Here is a 19,722-nt window from a genome sequence, read left to right on the forward strand (position 1 = left end):
CAGTGCGCGATGCGCTGATGGCGGCATGGTCGAGCCGGCCGGGGCGGGCCCCGAATACCGTGAGAGCGGCACCACCGCGTGAGGGAGATCCGTGACGTCGCCGCCAAACCCGTACGAGTACTCGGCGGGTTTTTCGCGATGTCTCTGGACACGTTCGTCCAGCTGGTCCGCGCACCGTTCGCCTGGCGTGAATTCCTGACCCAGACCTGGTTCGTCGCGCGGGTGTCGCTTGCTCCGACGTTGGTCATGTCGATCCCGTTCACGGTCCTGGCCGTGTTCCTGTTCAACATCCTGTTGAACGAATTCGGGGCCGCCGACTTCTCCGGCACGGGTGCGGCGCTCAGCACTGTCCTGCAGATCGGCCCGATCCTGACGGTGCTGGTGGTCTCAGGCGCCGGAGCGACTGCGATCTGCGCGGACCTCGGGGCGCGCACCATCCGGGAAGAGCTCGACGCACTGCGGGTCATGGGTATCGACCCGATCCAGGCGTTGGTCATTCCCCGGGTGCTGGCGGCAACCCTGGTCGCATTCCTGTTGTCGCCCTTGGTCATTCTGGTTGGCCTGTTCGGCGGGTTCATCTTCTCGGTGTTCACCCAGCACGTCACCCCCGGGGCTTTCGTGGCAGGCCTGACGCTGTTGACCGGAATCTCTGATGTCATCATCGCCTTCATCAAGGCGACGCTGTTCGGCATGACTGCCGGCCTGATCGCGTGCTATATGGGCATCTCGGTCACCGGCGGTCCGGCCGGTGTGGGCCGGGCTGTCAACGAAACCGTGGTGTTCTCCTTCATGGCGCTGTTCGTGATCAACATCGTTGTCACCGCACTGGGATTCCGGGTCGGGCTATGAGCCAACCAGTCAACGGCATCTCTTCGCGACTGACCCGGCGATTCGACGATTTCACCGACCAGTGGGACCGGCTCGGCGCGCAGATCCAGTTTCATGTCAAGACACTGTCGGCCATCCGGGACGTCTTCGTGCATTACCGCGTCGAGTTCCTGCGGGTCATCGCGCAGATGAGCCTGGGCTCCGGTGCACTTGCGCTGATCGGCGGGACGATCGCGATTGTCGCCTTCTTGACGCTCACGACGGGCGCAATCGTTGCAGCCCAGGGTTATAACCAGTTCTCCCAAGTCGGTGTCGAGGCGTTGACGGGATTTGCGTCGGCGTACTTCAACGTCCGGATCATCGCCCCGCTGACGGCGGAGTTCGCGCTGGCCGCGACTATCGGTGCCGGTGCGACCGCCCAACTCGGCGCCATGCGGATCAATGAGGAGATCGACGCACTGGAGGTTATCGGGGTTCGATCGATCGCGTACCTGGCCTCGGCCCGTGTCATCGGCGGACTGGTGGTAGTCGTGCCGTTCTATTGCGTGGCGGTGGTGATGGCGTTCTTCGCCGCCCGGGCCGGAACGATCTACGTCTACGGGCAATCCGCGGGCGTCTACGACCATTACTTCCGCACATTCCTGGACCCGACCGACTTGTTGTGGTCGTTTGCACAGGTAGCCGCTGCCGGTGTCGTCATCATGCTCATTCACACCTATTACGGGTTCACCGCCAGCGGCGGGCCGTCTGGGGTGGGCGAAGCGGTGGGGCGCGCAACCCGCGCATCGCTGCTCGCGTCGGTCGTGGTGACCGTCGCGATCACCTTGGCCGTCTACGGGGCGACCGGCAACTTTCACTTGGCAGGTTGACATCTTGGATATCGCACCGGACGAGTCCCGCATCTCCCCACGATGGTGGCCGCTGATCTTCCTTGTCGTGATGGCGTTGACCACGTGGGTGGTCGCGAACCTGTTCACCGGATCGTTCCACCGCTACACGTCGGTGACGCTGACCTCGGATCGTTCCGGCCTGGTCATGGAGACCGGCGCCAAGGTCAAACTCAGCGGCGTACAGGTCGGGCGCGTCGGCGACATCACCAGCGTCGGTGATTCGGTGCGGATGAAACTGGATATCGAACCGGCTCAGCTGAAGAACATACCGGCCAATGTGGAAGCCAGAATCGCGGCGACCACTATTTTCGGCGCCAAATACGTGGACTTGATCTATCCGGCTGATCCCAGCCCCAAGAGCGTCGTAGCGGGTGCCACACTGCGATCACAGAATGTGTCGACCGAGGTCAACACCGTTTTCGAGAACCTGGTGGGTGTGGTCCGCCAGATCGATTCGGCGAAGCTCGACGCGGTGCTGTCCGCCCTCGCCGAGGGAGTGCGAGGTCAGGGCGAGAACATGGGTCGGGCGATCACCGCGACCGACCAGGTCCTCGAGGCGGTCAACGCCCGCACCGACACGATCGCCGGCGACTGGCGAACGTTCCGAAATCTCAGCGGGACCTACGCATCGGCGGCTCCGGATATTGTCAGCACGCTCGACGCGCTCGCCACGACGAGTACGACGCTGACCACGCACGCCAAGGACGTCGATGCACTGCTGCTGGAACTGTCGGGTTTCGCGCGGGCCGGCGACAACCTGCTCGGGCCGAACCAGCAGAACCTGGCCCACAGCATTGAAGCGCTTCAGTCGACCACAAACCTGCTGCACAAATACAACCCGTCCCTGACGTGCACACTCGTCGGTTCGCAGGTTCTGATCGATGACTATGACCTGCCCGGTTACATGGGGGGGCGCGACGGAGCGACCCTGATCGTGGATGTCGCGCTGCTGCTCGGTGACGAGATCTACCGCTTCCCGGACAATCTCCCGATCATCGCGGCCAAGGGCGGGCCCGGCGGAAAGCCGGGCTGCGGCTCGCTGCCGGACGTCAAGAACAACTTTCCAGTGCGCCACCTGGTGACCAACACCGGCTGGGGAACGGGCCTCGATCTGCGGCCGAACCCCGGAATCGGCCAGTTCTGCTACGCGGACTGGTTCCGTGTCACGCGCGCGGTGCCGTTGCCGCCGGCAGTCAGGCAGTGTCTGCCCGGACCGGCCGTCGGCCCGCAACCGACGTACGGGCCCGAGACGCCGCCCTACGGTGCTCCGATGTACGGGCCCGGCGGGGTTCCGCTCTTCCCGCACGTACCGCCGGCGCCGGAACCCGCGCCACCGGTCGAACCGGCGCCTGCACCGCCACCGTCACCGTGATGAGCCAGATGAAACAGCCAGGGGAAGGGACACAATCGCTGTGAAGCAGACGCTGTCGGCCACTGCTGTGCGAGTCGGGGTGTTCGTGCTCGTCATGTCTCTCGCGATGTTCGCATTGATCACGATCTTCGGGCAGTTCCGATTCGGAGGGGCGAGTTCGTACTCGGCCGAGTTCACTGATGTGACCGGGCTGTCCCGACGGGATTTCGTGCGCATCGCAGGTGTGGAGGTCGGCCAGGTCCAGCGGCTGTCCCTCAACGACAACGGGACGGTGAAGGTTGACTTCACCGCCGACCACTCGGTGGCACTGACTGAAGGCACCCGGGCCGTAATCCGCTGGGACAACGTCATCGGCGGCAGGTACCTCGCGCTTGAGGAAGGCGCCGGGGGCACGAAGCTGCTCGCCCACGGCAGTGCCATCCCGCTCTCGCAAACGGTGCCCGCGCTCGATCTGGATGCGCTGATCCAGGGCTTCAGGCCGCTATTCCGGGCGTTGGACCCCGAGCAGGTCAACATTCTCACCAGTCAGCTCGTCGGTGCCTTTCAAGGTCAAGGGATCACGGTCGGTTCGCTACTCGACCAGACGGCGATGCTGACCGACACCCTGGCCGACCGCGACATGCTCATCGGTGAGGTGATCACCAACCTCAACACGGTCCTGGGGTCTCTCGGTGACAACAGTCAGCAGTTCGGGCAGGCCATCGACTCGCTTTCCGAACTCGTACACGGACTGGCCGAGCGCAAGGAGGACATCGGCCGCGGTATTCGGTACGCGAATGCGGCGACGGCGTCTATCGGCAGGCTGTTTCAACAGGGGCGCGCACCAGTGCAGCGGATCCTCAATGCGACCGATCAGGTGTCGAACAACCTGCTTGCGCAGAAAGAGGACCTCGAGTATGTGCTCGAGCAGATGCCGGAATCAGTCAAGGTGCTCAACCGGCAGGCGCTGAACGGAGACTATTTCTCGTTCTACTTCTGCGAACTGGTGCTCAAGCTCAATGGCAAGGGCGGCCAACCGATGTACGTGAAGGTGGCAGGCCAGCCGTCGGGAAGGTGCACCCCAAAGTGACGTCGTTTCAGGAACGCAATCATCTGACGATCGGCATCGTCGGCATTGCGACGCTCGTGGCGCTCGTACTGGGTACGTGGTACTACGATTCGATTCCGCTGATCTCGGCCACGAAGCGCTATTCCGCCTATTTCGCGGAGGCCGGGGGCCTGACTCCGCACGCGGAGGTACAAGTCGCCGGTATCACGGTCGGCAAGGTCAGCGACGTCGAGCTCGACGGGCGGCAGGTCCGGGTCACCTTCCGGGTCTCTGGGAAAGTGCGCCTCGGGGATCGCACCGAGGCGGCCGTCAAGACCAAGAGCCTCCTCGGTACCAAGATGCTGGGGGTGACGCCGCGGGGCGACGGCTGGCAGAAGGGCCCGATCCCAATCGAACGGACCACGCCCGCCTATCAGCTTCCCGATGCGCTGGGTGACTTGAGCGCGGCGATCAGCGGGATCGACACCGATCGGTTGGCGGACTCGCTGCACACGCTGGCGGAGACCTTTCAGGACACGCCACCGGACCTGCGGGTCGCGGTCCAGGGCGTGTCACGCTTCGCGAAGACCATCAGCAGGCGCGACAACCAGCTGCGCACTTTGCTGGCCAACGCCCGGAAATCGACGAACGTGCTGGCGCAGCGCAGTGACCAGATCGTTCGGCTGGTCGCCGAGACGGATGCTCTGCTCAGTCAGATCAACGCCGAGAGCGTCGCGCTGGGCCAGCTGTCGGCCAACATCTCATTGTTCAGCCGGGAGATCAGCGGATTCATCGATGACAACCAGGAGTCGCTGACTCCGCTGCTGGACAAACTGAACGGTGTTCTGACGATCGTCGAGCAGCGCAAAGAGAAGCTGCAGGAATGGCTGAAGAGATTCAACTGGCACGCCCTCGGGCTCGGTGAGGCGGTCTCGGCAGGCCCGTTCTTCAAGGCCTATGTGGCAAACGTCGTGCCGGGACAGTTCATTCAGCCCTACATCGAGTCGGCGTTCTCCGACCTGGGGCTGGACCCCAACGTCCTGCTGCCGTCGGACCGCACTGACCCGCAGGTCGGTCAACCCGGTACGCCGCCGCTACCGGTGCCGTACCCGAGGACCGGCCAGGGCGGACCACCACGGGTGTACCTGCCCGACGCGATCACCGGTAACGCCGACGACCAACCGTGTCCGCTCAACTGGGGCACCGGCTGCTATCCGCTTCGTGAAGAGCCGCCCGCCCCGCCGCCCGGAGGTGCGCCGCCCGGTCCGCCCGCGCCGGCGCCCCAGGACCAGCAGTCCGCGCCGGTCCAGCCGCAGAAGCCGATTTTCCAGACCGCCCCCGGTGAGGTAGTGCAAGGAGGTGCGCGGTGAGCGTCACGCGACGGACCGCCAGGCGGGTCGCGGCCGGTGTGCTCGCCGTCCTCGGGATCGGCGGTGCGGTGCTGCTGTTCGGATCTGACAATGGGATCGGCCGAACCCATGCGTCGGCCTATTTCGACAGCGCCAACGGGATCTACTCCGGCGACGAGATACGGATTCTGGGGGTGCGCGTCGGGGAGATCACCAAGATCACCCCGGAACCCGAACGTGTGAAGATCGATTTCTGGTTCGACAACAAGTATCGCGTCCCGGCCGAGGCCAACGCCGTCATCTTGTCGCCGTCACTGGTCAGCGCGCGGGCGATCCAACTCACCCCCGCCTATTCCGGGGGTCCCGTGCTGGCCGATAACTCGGTGATACCCCGGGAGCGCACCGTGGTTCCGGTGGAATGGGACCAGTTCCGCGAACAACTGCAGCGGCTGACGAAGACGCTGCAGCCGGTCAAGCCAGGCGGTGTCAGCACACTCGGTGAATTCGTCGACACCGCGGCGGACAATCTGCGGGGCAGAGGCCCCGAGATCCACGAGACGATCGTCGAGTTGTCAACTGCGATATCCGCGTTGGGGGATCACAGTGACGACGTATTCAGCACCGTCAAGAACCTGTCGATTCTGACGACGGCGCTGCGGGACAGCGACGACGTGTTGCGGCACCTGAATCGAAACCTCGCGACAGCCAGCTCCGCCTTGGCCGCCGACCCGCAGGGGATCGCGAATGCCGTCGCGGATCTCAATGTCTTGGCGGAGAAGGCGGGCGCGTTCGTGGCGAAGAACCGGGAGCCGTTGGGCGCGGTGGCGGATAGGACCGCCTCGATTACCGAAGCGCTGGGCCAGAGCATCGGTGACGTGAAGCAGTTCCTGCATGTCGCTCCCAACACGGCGCAGAACTTCCTCAACATCTACCAGCCGGCCCAGGGGACCTTGACGGGCGCGCTATCGCCGAACAACCTGAGCGACCCGATTTCGTTCGTCTGCGGTTCAGTCCAGGCGGCCTCGCGCCGCAATTCCGAGCAGGCAGCGAAACTGTGTGTTCAGTACCTCGCGCCGATCGTCAAGAATCGTCAGTACAACTGGCTACCGCTCGGCGAGAACCTGTTCGTCGGCGCCAGCGCCCGGCCGAACGAGATCACCTACAGCGAGGACTGGCTGCGCCCCGATCACGTACCGGACGCGCCGGCGCCGCAACCCGCTCCGCCCGCGCAGTTCGGTCCGCCGGCCCCCGATTTCTGGGCGGCGCTGCCCGGCCAGGTCGATGCGGCCCCGCCGAATCCGGAATCAGGCCTGACCGGGCTGCTGCTTCCCGGCGGTGCGCAATGAGACCGGCAAGCCGCGGCAGGTTGGCGATCGTGATCGCGACGCTACTGATGGCGACGCTTTCGGGTTGTGGGTGGCGCGGCCTCAACACGCTCCCGATGCCGGGCACCGAGGGGCGCGGCCCGGGCTCCTACACCGTCTACGCACAGCTGCCCGACGTCAACAATCTGCAACCCAACTCGCGGGTCCGGGTCGGCGATGTGACGGTCGGGACGGTCACCCGCATCGAACGGCAGGATTGGCATGCGCTGCTGACGATCCGCCTCAACGGCGACGTCCAGCTGCCGGCCAATGCGACCGCGGGCCTGGGCCAGACGAGCCTTCTGGGATCGCTGCACATCGAACTCGCACCGCCCAAAGACGAGGCCCCGCAAGGCAGGCTCCGTGACGGCGGACTCATCTCACTGGCGTCGGCGGCCAGCTATCCGACGACCGACCAGACGCTCGCCGTGGTCTCCACATTTCTCAACGGCGGCGGTATCCGGCACGTAGAGGAGATCACCAAGGCGTTCGCCACCGCGGTCAATGGTAGGGAGCAGGATCTCCGTAGCCTCATCGCGCGACTGGACACGTTCATGGGCGATACGAACCGGCAGACCGACGACATCATCGGTGCCACAGACAATTTGAACAACCTGGTGGATAAGTTCGCCACCCAGAAAGACGTCGTCGACACGGCGTTGCGAACGATTCCCGACGCGCTGACCGTGCTCAAGGATGAGCGGGAGAAACTGACCGAGCTGGCCGATCAGCTGAGCAAGTTCGGTGAGTCCTGGTCGAACTCGATCGGTCGGACGCGGGAGACCCTGGTCGCGGAACTCAACGACCTCGCCCCGGTCGCCGAGTCGCTGGCGAACGCCGGGCCGGCGCTGCTGCGTGCCCTGCATCTGTTCCCGAGCTATCCGTTCTTCCTGGATACGGTCCCGAACTTCTTTCGGGGCGACGCAGCGAATCTGACGGCGATCATCGACTTGACCCTGAGTCGCCTGGACGCGTCGTTCTTCACCGGGACGAAGTGGGAGTGCGACCTGACGGAGCTGGAATTGCAGTGGGGCCGCACCATAGGCCAGTTCCCCAGCCCCTGCCTCAACGGCGGCTATTTCAATCAGGGCAACCCGCTCACCGTCCCATACCGCACCGATCAGGGAGCCTGACTTGATTTCCAAGAGGATCCGAGTGCAGCTGGCCGTGTTCGCGGTGATCAGTGTGATCGGCGGTTCGATAATGGGCTTCGGTTACATGCGGTTGCCGGAGCTGCTGTTCGGGGTTGGGCATTACCGGGTGACCGTCGAGTTGACGAACGCTGCCGGCCTGTACCCGACCGGAAACGTGACGTACCGCGGTGTCGAGGTCGGTCGCATCAAGGACGTCACGCTGACGCCGCGGGGTGTTGCGGCGGTCCTGGCACTGGATTCCGCTGTGCCGATCCCCAAAGACCTGGATGCCCACGTCCACAGCGAGAGCGCGATCGGCGAGCAGTACGTCGAGTTGGTGCCGCGCAGCGGCGATGGCCCCGCGCTGCGGAACGGGGACGTCATCGCAGCGGATCGCACCTCGATACCACCGGATATCGGCAAACTGCTCGACGCCACCGACAAGGGCCTGATGGCGATTCCGCGGGACAATCTCCGGACGGTCGTGGATGAGTCCTACGCCGCATTCGGAGGTCTCGGACCGGAGCTCGCCAGACTGGTCAAGGGCTCCACCAAGTTGGCGATAGACGCCCGCACCAACCTGGATTCGATCACCAACCTGATCGACAACTCGGGACCCCTGATGAGGTCGCAGGTCGACACGTCGGACGAAATCCAGCGTTGGGCAGCGAGTATCGCCAGTGTCTCGGAGCAGTTGAAGTCACGTGATCCCGACCTCGTGTCACTGGTCAAGAACGGGCCGGGTTCGTCAGCGCAGGCACGGGCGCTGTTCGAACGACTGCAGCCCACCCTGCCGATCATCCTGATGAACCTGGTGAGCGTGGCTGATGTGGGAGTCACCTACGCCGCGGGGCTCGAGCAGCTGGTGGTGCTGCTGCCGTCCCTCGTCGAGGTCCTGCAGGCCGCAGGGACTGCCGCGCACAACACCAAGCAGGGGATGCGCGGGGCCTATCTCAGCTTCAACCTCAACGTGAATCTCCCGCCGCCGTGTATGACCGGTTACCTCCCGGCGCAGCAAGCACGGGTGAGCGCGCACGAGGATTATCCGGACCGGCCGGAAGGCGAATTGTATTGCCGCATACCGCAGGACGCGATGTTTAATGTCCGCGGCGCGCGCAATCTCCCGTGCGAGACACGTCCGGGAAAGCGTGCGCCGACGGCTGCGATGTGCGAGAGCGACGAGGAGTACGTCCCGCTCAACGATGGATTCAACTGGAAGGGAGATCCCAATGCGACGATCACCGGGCAGGACATCCCCCAATTTCCCCCGGGGGTGGTAGGCGTGGCCGAATACAACCCAGCCACTGGCACCTACGTGGGACCCGATGGGGTGATGCGCCGGCAGTCGAACCTCGCCAAGGGGGCACAGCAGGGGCAGTCGCTGGAATCCATGCTGGTACCGCAGGCAGGTCTGCAATGACCGCGGGTGACGAGACGGCGGTGGCGTCGAAGGAAACGGCCGCTGACGAGACGGTCGCCCGGAATCACCGGCGACCCAAGAAAGCGGTGGTAGTCGGTCTGATCGCAACGGTGGCGCTGGGGGGCCTGGCCGGTTGGCTGGGAATCCGACTCCACGGTTACCACCGAGACGATGCCCAACGCGCGGAGTATCTCCGGGTGGGACGGCAAGGTGCCTTGAATCTGACCACGATCGACTACGAGCACGCCGAGGCGGATATCCAACGTGTCCTCGACTCATCGACGGCCGGGTTCTACGACGATTTCAAAAGCCGATCCAATGCCTTCCTCGAGGTAGTCCAGAAAGCGCAGGCGAAGTCGGTGGGAACCGTGACCGAAGCGGGTATCGAATCCATCGATGCCGACGGAGCGGCTGTGCTTGTCGGGGTGAACGTCGAGACGACGAACCTGGGATCGAAAGAGAAGACACCGCGGGCATGGCGGATGCGCGTCTCGGTGAGTCGGGTCGGGGGAGAGGTCAAGGTGTCCGATGTCGCCTTCGTCCCATAGTCGATCGGCAGCCGGCACCGGATCAGGTGAGTCATGAGGGTGAATTCGATGACAGATGCAACGCAATTAGTGGACGACGTCGTGTTCGATGCGGACCAGGAGGACGCGTCCGGTGACGCGACCGCGGAGACCGCCGCGGGCGACGTGACTTCGGCGGACGGCGCACCCCAAGAGGAAATGTCATCCGAGGAGTCGACGGGGACCGCAGATCCCGAGACGGCCCCGGGTGCCGGGCGCCGGCCGCGGTCCTGGCGGGGCGTTGCCTTTCGGTGGACCCTCCCGGGAATCCTGCTGCTGCTGGCGATCGCGGCGGCGGTCATGGCGTGGCTCGACGCTCAGGCGCGCGCGGTCGACGCCGCACGCGCGGAATCGGTTCGGGCCGCGACGGAATCGACGGAGGCGATGCTGTCCTATCAGGCGTCAACCGTCGCGGAACAACTCAAGGCGGCCGAGGAGCGACTGACGGGTTCGTTCCGGGACTCGTTTCGAGAACTCGTCCACGACGTCGTCATCCCGGGTTCGGAGAAGAAGCACATCTCGACGATCGCGACCGTCCCGGCCGCAGCTTCGGTCTCGGCGACTCCCAAGCACGCCGTTGTCCTGGTGTTCGTGAATCAGGTTGCGGTCGTTGACACGGAGGCCCCGACCGACACGGCGTCCATCGTCAGGGTCACGCTCGAGAAGATCGACGGGCACTGGCTGATCTCGGCATTCGAACCGATCTGATGAATCGAGGGCTGACGGTGAGCGATCCAGGTGCGCGCGGGCAATGCGGCCCGTATTCGAGGGCGGGGTGGCTTCTCGGGCTGGTCGCCGCAGGCCTGTGTCTCGCGGGCATCTGGGCCCCCGTCGGTGTCGCCGACGTCGAATGGGACAAGAAAATGGCATTTCTCATTCAAGTCACGGCCCGGCCCGGCTACAACTTTCCGAACTCCGAGGCGGCGTTGGCCTACGGGGAGGCGTTATGCGAGAAAATAGCGTCCGGACGGCCCTATCCGGTGATGATCGGCGAAGTCCAGAACGACTTCAACACCACCGATGATTATCAGGCGTCCTATCTCATCGATCGCGCGGCGAACGAATTGTGCCCCGAACAGATTTGGCAGCTTCGACGGTCGGCCGCACACTATCGGCCGGCACCTGCCGGGCCGTGATCAAGGAGATGGGTTGGATGGGTCACCAGCTGAAGTTACGGCCGGCGCTTGCGCTGCTCGGGGTCGCTGCGGCACTCGGCGGCACTGGAGTCGCAGCGGCGGACAACGACGTCAACATTCTCATTGCCAATAACAAGCGGATGAACGACAGCGTCATAGCGAACGTGTTCACGATCCAGCACAACAGATCCGGTTGCCGAAATGACGTGCGGCCCGATGGCCGGCTGATACTGGCCGCCCAACGGCACGCCAGGGATCTGATCGACAATCGGGGCCTGGACTCCGACATCGGGTCCGATGGCTCGAATCCGCAGGAGCGCGGCGAGGCGGCAGGCTACCGGGGCCGGGTGAGCGAAACGGTCGCCGTGCATCCGGCACTCGCGATCAGCGGCGTCGAACTGATCAACCGCTGGTACAACGATCCGGCGGCATTAGCCATCATGGCCGACTGCGCCAACAGTCAGATGGGCGTATGGACGGAGAACCGAATAGACCGGACGGTTGTCGTCGCGGTGTACGGGCAGCCGGCGGACCCGATGGACACCACCGGTCAGAATGTGCCGCTCGATCCCTCCCCTGACTACGACATGAGCGATGAGGTCGAGTTCGGCAACAGGTGGTGGGCGTGGATTCTGCGCGGTGTGTACCCACCGCCGGGGCAGGAGCCGCGCTGAGGCGCAGATCGGATTGCTGGGTTGCGGCGGGTCTGGAAAGGGTGGAAAGGGGATGTCGCATGGGTAGTTCAGCTCAGAGTGACGGGGCAGCGGGGCAGACGACCGACGGTGAGCAGACAGGCGGCTGCCGGGGGTACTCCGCTGTGCTGGCCGTCCTGGTCTTGCTCGCCGGGCTGTGGTCGGCCGGTTTCACACCGGCGTGGGGCGCGGGCATCGAGGCGCTGATGGTGCCGTCGGCGGCGATGGGCCGCGACATCCCGGTGACTTTCATGCCGGGCGGACCGCACGCGGTGGTTCTGCTGGACGCATTCAATGCGGCTCCCGAGGTGAGCAACTGGGTGACGGCCGGTGGGGCGATGAACCGGCTGGCTGGGAAGGGCATTTCGGTGGTCGCTCCCGCCGGCGGTGCGTGGAGTATGTACACCAACTGGGAGCAAGACGGCGGTCGCCAGTGGGAGACGTTCCTCGTGCAGGAATTGCCGGACTGGCTGGCGGCCAACCGGGGGTTGGCGCCCGGCGGGCACGGAATCGTCGGTGCCGCGCAGGGGGGAACCGCCGCGTTGGCACTGGCCGGGTCGCACCCGGAGCGCTACCGGTACGCGGGGTCGCTGTCGGGTTTCCTGACACCGTCGAGATCCGACGTCAACGGAGCCATCACCGCGGGAATGGCTCAGTATGGTGGCGTCGACACCCAGCATATGTGGGGTCCCGCCCAGTTCGGCCGCTGGAAATGGCACGATCCGGACGTGCATGTGGCAGCGCTGTCGGCGAACAACACCCGGCTATGGGTATACAGCCCGTCGACGCCGACCTGCAGCGACCCGGCCGCGATGATCGGTTTCTGTGACGTGGCCCAGGGCAGCAACCGCGCCTTTTACCAGCATTACCGCACGGTCGGTGGGGCCAACGGCCACTTTGACATCCCGCTGCAGGGGGAACATGATTGGTCGACTTGGGGTCCGCAGCTGGGGGCCATGTCGGGTGATCTCGCAGCGACGATCAGGTAGACCGAGCCGGGCTCGACTTGTGTCGTGGAGACGAAGATCCGTCCCACCTTTGGTCGCCGGACACCTATGACGAGGCGTCGGGCGACGTAGGCTTTAGACCCGGATCAGGGTGTGAAGCGATGGGGGAAATCGGTGGACATGTTTCCGGTCAGTAGGCTCTCGGTGGCTCTCGCCTCCGGAGGGGGTGCATACCGAAGCGCACCGATCACGAATCCGTCCGCGTGACGGGCCATCTTGTCGTCGATGTGGCGGCCCTGAGTGGGGCGGTCGGCGGTTCGGACTGCAGCCCGCTGACACTGTCCCAGGATTCCCCGGCACCGCTGATCGATGCACTGCTGCGCCGTGTTCCGGATGTCGCCGCAATGACCCGCGAGGCGATCGTGGGCGAGCTTCCGGTGTATGCGGTGTTGGAACCGACGGTCCTGGAACGTGACCTCGCCCGTTCGATCGAATGCTGCCTGCGCTCGGGCAACGGTGGGTGCGCGATGATCGATGACGTCAAGTGCGACGAGCCGGCTGTAATCGGCGCAACACGAGTGCGGCAAGGTATCTCAGTGGATGAGATGCTGCGAGAGTGGCGCATCGCGGTCGGGATGGTGATCAGTCATGCCCAGCTGTTGAGTCGGAACCTCGGTATCGCGGACGCTGCGGTTCTGGCGTTCGTCCAGGCTGCTCTCACTTGGTCCGACCTCGCTATGGTGGCCGCCAGTGATGCCTACCGGCGGACCGAGGTCGCGTGCCGATTCGCTGAGGAGAAGCGTGCGAGCTTTGTGCGCGATGTATTACTCGGAACCATTTCCGGCGCCGAGCTAGCGATTCAAGCCGATGCTCATGGCCTAGACCCGGCCGGCAGCTACGTTGCGATTCGTGCCTTGCTGATGCCGGGCATGTCGAGGCGAAAGTTGGAGTGGGCGCTGGGATTCCATGGCGCGAGCCAGCGAACGTCGGGCCTGTGCGCGGTAGTCGACGGCTGTGTGGCCGGCTTCTTGAGTGAACGACCAAGCGGGGAACTGGACGTCGTCGCCGGTGCCGGGCCGGCGGTGCCGCTCGATGAGATGGCGGCGTCGTATCGACTGGCGACGCGGGCGCTGATCACGGCTCAGAAGTTCGGTATGCGGGGGGTGCAAGACATCTCGTCGGTCGGGCTGCGTGCCGCCACGGTGGCTGACCCCGAGGTCGGGAAGGCGATGCGGACGCGTTATGTCGGCCCGCTGCGGGACAGTGGGTCCGCTCAAGAGTTGCTCACGACTATTGATGCGTACCTCGCATGCGGAATGAACGTAGAACGGACCGCGAAGCAGCTGTATGTCCACCAGAACACCGTCCGGTACCGATTGGCGCGATTCGAGGAACTGAGCGGCTGCGACATGCACAATGTGGAGGATCTATTCGGGATCTGGTGGGCATTGAAGTGCCGGTAGCGAGTTGGCGTCGGCGCGGCGACGGACAGTGCGCTGAGGAGCACCGGGTATGTCCGAGTGGTTGGCCTGAGACCGGCGAGACGGGTTTGTTCTGAAATAGATCTCCTGGGTTGCGGTGCTTGACCTGTTCACCGGTGCCCGAACAGCTGTCGTAACAGCAGCGCCACCTCGACGTCGAGGCGGTCGCTGCCGATGGGTCGGCCGCGGCGTAGCTCGGCCCGGCCGATTCGGTACCGGACCGAGTTGAAGTGCAGGTGCAATTCCGCAGCTGCGGCGGTGAAGCTCGATCCGGTGCGCAGAAACACGCTCAGAGTCTCGCGAAGCCGTTTATCGCTGTCAGTGTCTTCCGCAAGTGGGCCGAGCACCTCTCCGATCCACTTGTGCACGGAGTCTTGCTTCTCTTTGAGGATCGCCGCGAGCAGAATTCCCGGCTCATCTGCCGGGGTGAACCGCTTGCTCCGTGCATCCGACGCGACCGCGACTGCAAAGGCGTCGGCGGCCTGTTCGTGAGAGCGACGGAACCCGGCCAGCCCGGGCTGGGGTATGCCGGCAGCAAGATAGGGTGCACCGGGTTCGCTACGGACGAATTCACCGACACGCTCCAATGCCGACGTGCCGTCGCACGTGGCCAGCGGAATCCAGGCCCAGCCGGTCAATCGATCCGCGGAGATGAACAACGGCTTCTCCTGTACCCCAAGCAATTCCGCAATACGGTGCACGAACCGCTCCAGACTGGCCAGCTCGTCGTTGTTGCCGGATTCAGCTGTCGACAACACCAATGCCAGGTGCGTTCGTCTCAGTGGGTATCCGATCGAGGCGATCATGAGATCGGTGTCGACGTCGCCACCTTCGAGAAGCTCGCGGACACGTAAGGCGCGCAAGCTGCTTCGCTTGTCCTGCCAACGATCGTGCTCTTGTTGATACGCGGCGATCGACTGTTGCGTCACCCAGTCGATGTATCCGAAGGACAGCTCGGTTATGAGCTCGAACGTATCCAGCTGAAGTTTGATTTCCAGTCCAGACGCGCGGACAGCGTCCAGCATGATGCCCAGGACCGTCTGATGCCCAAGGCGATAAGCCCGGATCAGTGCCGTGGACGCCACTTCCCGCTGAGCCAACCTGCGCGCGTATTCCATGGCCGCGGTCGGCGGCTCGAGACTCTCCAGGGGAATGTTGTTGCGAAGTGCGGTGAAGAACGTATCGATGTTGGCCGCGGTGTTGTCGCGCAACAGCTGTAGCAACTGCGTGTCGCCACGCAACTCCGAAACGTCGCGCAGGAGAACCTCCTGGGTGGCCTGAGTGACCGCATCCAGCTGGTCTCCAAGTCGAGCGATAATGCCGGCTGCGGACTCGGCCACGCGCTCGGTGTATTCACGGTTTTGTGCCGTCATGACCAGGAACCCTAGTAGCACGTCCGGCACATCGGGCACGGGTTTGTATGCAGCGCATAAAAACACTCCGCGAGTTGGTCAGATCACTACGTCGTCGCGGAGCGGAGATCGCCGTACTTTCGTTTAGGCGCCAGCAAACAGTGTCAGCTCGGTCATAAATCATTGCTCGGCGCTCGTCTACGCACTTCGCAGGCCGTACACCCAGCCGTCAGCACCTCGACCGGAAATGGAGCCCCATGTCGATCATCAATTCCATCGACAGCACCGAGCAGGAGTCCGCCGGAAGCCATGCCCTTCCGGACCCCGGTGCGCCAGTCCCGACGCTGGCATGGCCGACGGTTAGCTTATTCACCGGTTCACTCGTCGCATTCGTCATTTCCACGCTCGGCTACGTCCAGGGCTGGCTGCCAGCCTGGGTGACCATTCCGGTCAACGCGACGGTCACCTTCACGATGTTCACCGTGCTGCACGACGCCATCCACTACGCGATCAGCACCGTGAGATGGGTGAACGGACTGTTCGGTCGATTGGCCATGCTGTTGATCGTGCCGATTCTGTCGTTCCCTTCTTATGCGTTCATCCACATCGAGCACCATCGGTATGCGAACGACGACGACAATGATCCCGACGCCTGGGCCTCCCATGCCCCGACCTGGCAAGCGCCGGCACGCTGGGCGTTGGCCGAGCTGTTCTATGGCAAGTTCCTCATCCGCACGATTCCCAACCGGCCGAAGGCCGAGGTCGCCGAGACCGTCTTCGTGTTAGCACTGAGCGTCGTCGGACTGCTCGTGGCGATTGTCACCGGCTACCTTTGGACCCTCTCCGTCGTGTTCCTCATCCCGCAGCGCATCGGAATGTTCTTCTTGGCATGGTGGTTCGACTGGATGCCACATCACGGACTGGAAGCCACGCAGCGCAGCGACCGATACCAGGCCACCCGCACGCGCGTCGGGATGGAGTGGCTGTTCACTCCGCTGATGCTGTCGCAGAACTACCATCTGGTGCATCACCTGCACCCGTCCGTGCCGTTCTACCGCTACGTCAAGACCTGGCGGCGTAACGAGGAAGCCTACCTGGAGCGCGACGCCGCGATATCCACTGTCTTCGGCCAGCAACTGAATTCGGAGGAATTTCGAGAATGGAAGCAGCTCAATAGCAGGCTCGGGCGCCTGGTGCCGGTGCGTATGCCGGCCAGGTCGAGTGCGACTCACGCAGTGCGGCACCGCGTTCCGGTGGCATCGGTCGATCCCATCACCGATGACAGCACAATGGTGACGTTCGCGGTACCGGAGGCGCTCCAGGACGAATTCCGATTCGAACCGGGTCAGCACGTCACGGTATGCACGAACCTCGGCGGCCAAGGCGTGCGGCGTGTTTACTCGATCTGCGCGCCGGCCACTAGGGCACAACTGCGGATCGCAGTCAAACACATTCCCGGCGGGGCGTTTTCAGCCTTCGTGGCCAACCAGTTGAAGGCAGGAGACGTACTCGAACTGATGACCCCTACCGGCCGGTTCGGCACCCGGTTGAACCCACTGGCGCAAAAGCACTACGTGGGTTTAGCAGCCGGCAGCGGCATCACGCCAGTCCTGTCGATCCTGGAGACAGTTCTGGAAATCGAAACCGAAAGCCGCTTCACGCTGATCTACGGCAACCGCACCAAAGAGTCGACCATGTTCCGCCGCGACCTGTACCGCCTCGAATCCCGCTACGCGGACCGTCTGGAGATCCGGCACGTGATGTCGTCGGAGCCACTGCATACTCCCGAGCTGAGGGGGCGGATCGACGCAACAAAGCTCGACCGCTGGCTGACCACCTCGCTACGGCCCAATACCGTCGATGAATGGTTCGTGTGCGGACCGGCGGGCATGTCGACGACTGTTCATGACACGTTGCTCCGGCACGGCGTGGACGCGGAACGGATTCACTTGGAGTTGTTCACCGGCTATGCCAAAACCAAGTCCGCAGCACATGATTACGCCCCGGCAACGTTGACGTTTCGGCTGTCGGGCCGAGAGCAGACCGTCGATCTGGCAGCGGGTGAGTCGGTCCTGGAGGCAGTGCTGCAGGTCCGCGGCGATACGCCCTATGCCTGCATGGGCGGCGCCTGCGGTACCTGCCGCGCCAAGTTGCTGACCGGGACCGTCGAGATGGACCAGAACTTCGCTCTCGGACGGGCTGAATTGGACGCCGGCTACGTGCTGACCTGCCAGTCACACCCGAGCAGCCCAACCGTTTCCGTCGACTACGACGCATAGCAGAACTTCGTGACATCGCAGCGCATAGTCGCCAGCGGCCGAAGGTGCACCGGGTTCTCGTAGTCGGTGAACGATCAGCTGCTGGCTGCGTCGAGGACTGGAGCCGAATCAGCCGAACACGAAGTAGCGCAACCACAGATAGATCGCCGACAGCGCCACCGACACCGCGGTCACCACGATGCCCTTGCGGGTGAACTCCCAGAACGAGATGGGATTGCCGGCGCGGCGGGCGATTCCGAGCATCACCACATTGGCGCTGGCCCCGACCGCGGTCAGGTTGCCGCCGAAGTCGGCGCCGAGGGCCAACGCCCACCACAATGCGTCGGGATGCAGGTCGTTCGGCAGCGTGGCGCTCAGCTCGGCGACGATCGGCGTCATGGTCGCCACGTAGGGGATGTTGTCGATGATCCCCGACACCGGAGCGGAGACCCCGAGGATTCCCATCGTGGTCAGCAGCGCGTTGCCGCCGGTGAGCTCGGTGGCGGCCTTGGCCAATGTACCGATCGCGCCGGTGTCCACCAGGGCGCCGACCATCACGAACAGGCCCGCGAAGAACAGCAGGGTCTCCCATTCGACTCCCGACAGGTAGTCCGAGCGCTCCAGCCTGGAGATCACGATCAGCACCCCGGCTCCCAACAACGCCACCACCGACGGCTCCAGGTGCAGGGCCCCATGCCCCAAGAACCCGGTGAACACCGCGGTCAGCACCATTCCGCACTTGGTCAGCAGGCCGCGGTCACGGATCGCCTCGCGTTCCTCCAGGGCCATCACGTCGGCGACCCGGTCGGCTTCGACGGTGAACGATCCGGGGAACAGCCACCGCAGCATGATGACGAACACCACCATCACGACGAGAACGATCGGCGTCAGGTGGATCAGAAACGCGTTGAACGTCAACCCGGCTCGGCTGGCGATGATGATGTTCGGCGGATCGCCCACCAGGGTGGCCGCACCGCCGATGTTGGAGGCGAACACTTCGGCCATCAAAAACGGCGCGGCATTGATCTCGAGCCGGTCGCAGACCAGCAGGGTGACCGGGGCGATCAACAACACCGTGGTGACGTTGTCCAGCAGCGCCGAGGCCACCGCCGTCACCAGCACCAGCAGGATCATGATCCGCAGCGGGGACCCGTTGGCGCGTTTGGCGGCCCAGATCGCGATGTACTCGAACACCCCGGTCTGGCGCAGCACGCTGACGATGATCATCATTCCCAGGAGTAGGAAGATGACGTCCCAGTCGATCCCGGTCGTGTGCGAGTAGAAGATGTCATCGGAGCTGATCACCGGGAGGACGACGACGGCCGCCGCTCCGGCCAATGCCACCAGGGTTTTGTTGACGCGGTCAGCGGCGATGAATGCGTAGGCGATCACAAAGACCGCTACCGCGAAATAGGCCATCCGGGGGGATCAGGCCTTCAGCGCCATGGCCAGCAAACGCGACGCGGTGATCACGCCGAGCAGTTTACCGTCCTTGACCACCGCGACAAGCGGGCTGCGCAGCCGGGCCATGGTGGAGGCGACTTCGATCACGGTCTCGGCGGCGCCGGCGATCGGCATTTCGGGTAGGTGTTCGGGCAGCATGTCGCGCACCACCTTGGCGCCCAGCTTTGCGGCGGCCTGGTCGGCCATGGTCTCGTTGAGCACACCCGCCAGGGACGGGTCGTCCTGGATGTAGCCGGGCACGATGAACCGCACCACCTGGGAGGCCGGCAGCACAGCGCGCGGCTTGCCGGTCGGGTCGATGACCACGATGCCGGGTAAGCGGTGTTCGGCCAGCAATCTGGCCGCATCCAGGGCGCTGGAGTCGATGGCCACCACCGGAAATTCTTCAGCTATCTCCTCGGCGCGCATAGGACGACCATACGGTGGCCACCCGTCGCGGTGCG

Annotated in this window: 18 protein-coding genes; 15 read left to right on the forward strand and 3 right to left on the reverse strand. The window is 64.3% G+C overall.

Annotated features, from left to right (window positions below; translation table 11 throughout):
- The first annotated feature begins 138 nt into the window (after positions 1 to 138).
- The 14 genes from G6N23_RS08295 (at position 139) to G6N23_RS21905 (ending at position 14,187) form a co-directional block, all read left to right on the forward strand.
- Positions 139 to 849, forward strand: a complete 711-nt coding sequence (locus G6N23_RS08295; protein ID WP_085260484.1) for an MlaE family ABC transporter permease — start codon at positions 139 to 141, stop codon at positions 847 to 849.
- The gene (locus G6N23_RS08300) at positions 846 to 1,697 is read left to right on the forward strand and encodes an ABC transporter permease (RefSeq protein WP_085260485.1); all 852 of its coding nucleotides are present in this window, start codon (positions 846 to 848) and stop codon (positions 1,695 to 1,697) included. Before G6N23_RS08295 ends, G6N23_RS08300 begins: the two co-directional genes overlap by 4 nt.
- 4 nt (positions 1,698 to 1,701) lie before the next feature.
- Entirely contained in the window at positions 1,702 to 3,090 is a 1,389-nt protein-coding gene (locus tag G6N23_RS08305) for an MCE family protein (protein WP_308214931.1), read from the forward strand.
- Positions 3,091 to 3,130: 40 nt separating this feature from the next.
- On the forward strand, positions 3,131 to 4,159 hold the full coding sequence (locus G6N23_RS08310) for an MCE family protein (RefSeq protein ID WP_085260487.1): 1,029 nt from the start codon (positions 3,131 to 3,133) through the stop codon (positions 4,157 to 4,159).
- A complete protein-coding gene (locus tag G6N23_RS08315; RefSeq protein WP_234808571.1) occupies positions 4,156 to 5,487 on the forward strand; it encodes an MCE family protein in 1,332 nt (443 codons plus the stop codon). Before G6N23_RS08310 ends, G6N23_RS08315 begins: the two co-directional genes overlap by 4 nt.
- Positions 5,484 to 6,812 carry an MCE family protein gene (locus G6N23_RS08320; RefSeq protein ID WP_085260489.1) on the forward strand — a complete coding sequence of 443 codons (1,329 nt, stop codon included), beginning with the start codon at positions 5,484 to 5,486 and terminating at the stop codon, positions 6,810 to 6,812. The genes G6N23_RS08315 and G6N23_RS08320 overlap by 4 nt, the downstream gene beginning before the upstream one ends.
- Positions 6,809 to 7,963: a virulence factor Mce family protein gene (locus G6N23_RS08325; RefSeq protein ID WP_085260490.1), complete on the forward strand. Its 1,155-nt coding sequence runs from the start codon at positions 6,809 to 6,811 to the stop codon at positions 7,961 to 7,963. Before G6N23_RS08320 ends, G6N23_RS08325 begins: the two co-directional genes overlap by 4 nt.
- 1 nt (position 7,964) lies before the next feature.
- A complete protein-coding gene (locus G6N23_RS08330) occupies positions 7,965 to 9,383 on the forward strand; it encodes an MCE family protein (protein ID WP_234808572.1) in 1,419 nt (472 codons plus the stop codon).
- Positions 9,380 to 9,931 carry an Rv1363c family protein gene (locus G6N23_RS08335; RefSeq protein ID WP_085260492.1) on the forward strand — a complete coding sequence of 184 codons (552 nt, stop codon included), beginning with the start codon at positions 9,380 to 9,382 and terminating at the stop codon, positions 9,929 to 9,931. Before G6N23_RS08330 ends, G6N23_RS08335 begins: the two co-directional genes overlap by 4 nt.
- Positions 9,932 to 9,979: 48 nt before the next feature.
- Positions 9,980 to 10,657 (forward strand): hypothetical protein, encoded by a 678-nt coding sequence (locus G6N23_RS08340; RefSeq protein WP_234808573.1) that lies wholly within the window; start codon positions 9,980 to 9,982, stop codon positions 10,655 to 10,657.
- Positions 10,658 to 10,674: 17 nt separating this feature from the next.
- Positions 10,675 to 11,085, forward strand: coding sequence for a DUF732 domain-containing protein (locus G6N23_RS21630; protein ID WP_372508920.1), 411 nt, complete (start codon positions 10,675 to 10,677; stop codon positions 11,083 to 11,085).
- A 140-nt stretch (positions 11,086 to 11,225) separates the two neighbouring features.
- Positions 11,226 to 11,759, forward strand: a complete 534-nt coding sequence (locus G6N23_RS08350; protein WP_234808580.1) for a CAP domain-containing protein — start codon at positions 11,226 to 11,228, stop codon at positions 11,757 to 11,759.
- 59 nt (positions 11,760 to 11,818) lie between these two features.
- Positions 11,819 to 12,766, forward strand: a complete 948-nt coding sequence (locus G6N23_RS08355) for an alpha/beta hydrolase-fold protein (RefSeq protein ID WP_264069929.1) — start codon at positions 11,819 to 11,821, stop codon at positions 12,764 to 12,766.
- A gap of 362 nt (positions 12,767 to 13,128) precedes the next feature.
- Positions 13,129 to 14,187, forward strand: a complete 1,059-nt coding sequence (locus tag G6N23_RS21905) for a PucR family transcriptional regulator (protein WP_234808574.1) — start codon at positions 13,129 to 13,131, stop codon at positions 14,185 to 14,187.
- A 128-nt stretch (positions 14,188 to 14,315) separates the two neighbouring features.
- Here the strand turns inward: G6N23_RS21905 and G6N23_RS08365 are convergent, their stop codons facing one another.
- On the reverse strand, positions 14,316 to 15,578 hold the full coding sequence (locus tag G6N23_RS08365) for a PucR family transcriptional regulator (protein WP_085260496.1): 1,263 nt from the start codon (positions 15,576 to 15,578) through the stop codon (positions 14,316 to 14,318).
- A 236-nt stretch (positions 15,579 to 15,814) separates the two neighbouring features.
- Between G6N23_RS08365 and G6N23_RS08370 the strand changes: the two genes are divergently transcribed.
- Positions 15,815 to 17,836, forward strand: coding sequence for a fatty acid desaturase (locus G6N23_RS08370; RefSeq protein WP_085260497.1), 2,022 nt, complete (start codon positions 15,815 to 15,817; stop codon positions 17,834 to 17,836).
- Positions 17,837 to 17,944: 108 nt separating this feature from the next.
- Here the strand turns inward: G6N23_RS08370 and G6N23_RS08375 are convergent, their stop codons facing one another.
- Positions 17,945 to 19,234 carry an ArsB/NhaD family transporter gene (locus G6N23_RS08375; protein WP_085260498.1) on the reverse strand — a complete coding sequence of 430 codons (1,290 nt, stop codon included), beginning with the start codon at positions 19,232 to 19,234 and terminating at the stop codon, positions 17,945 to 17,947.
- Positions 19,235 to 19,243: 9 nt separating this feature from the next.
- Positions 19,244 to 19,687: a CBS domain-containing protein gene (locus G6N23_RS08380; protein WP_085260499.1), complete on the reverse strand. Its 444-nt coding sequence runs from the start codon at positions 19,685 to 19,687 to the stop codon at positions 19,244 to 19,246.
- Positions 19,688 to 19,722 lie beyond the last annotated feature (35 nt).

The organism is Mycolicibacter terrae, from assembly GCF_010727125.1.
Taxonomy (GTDB): Bacteria; Actinomycetota; Actinomycetes; order Mycobacteriales; family Mycobacteriaceae; genus Mycobacterium; species Mycobacterium terrae.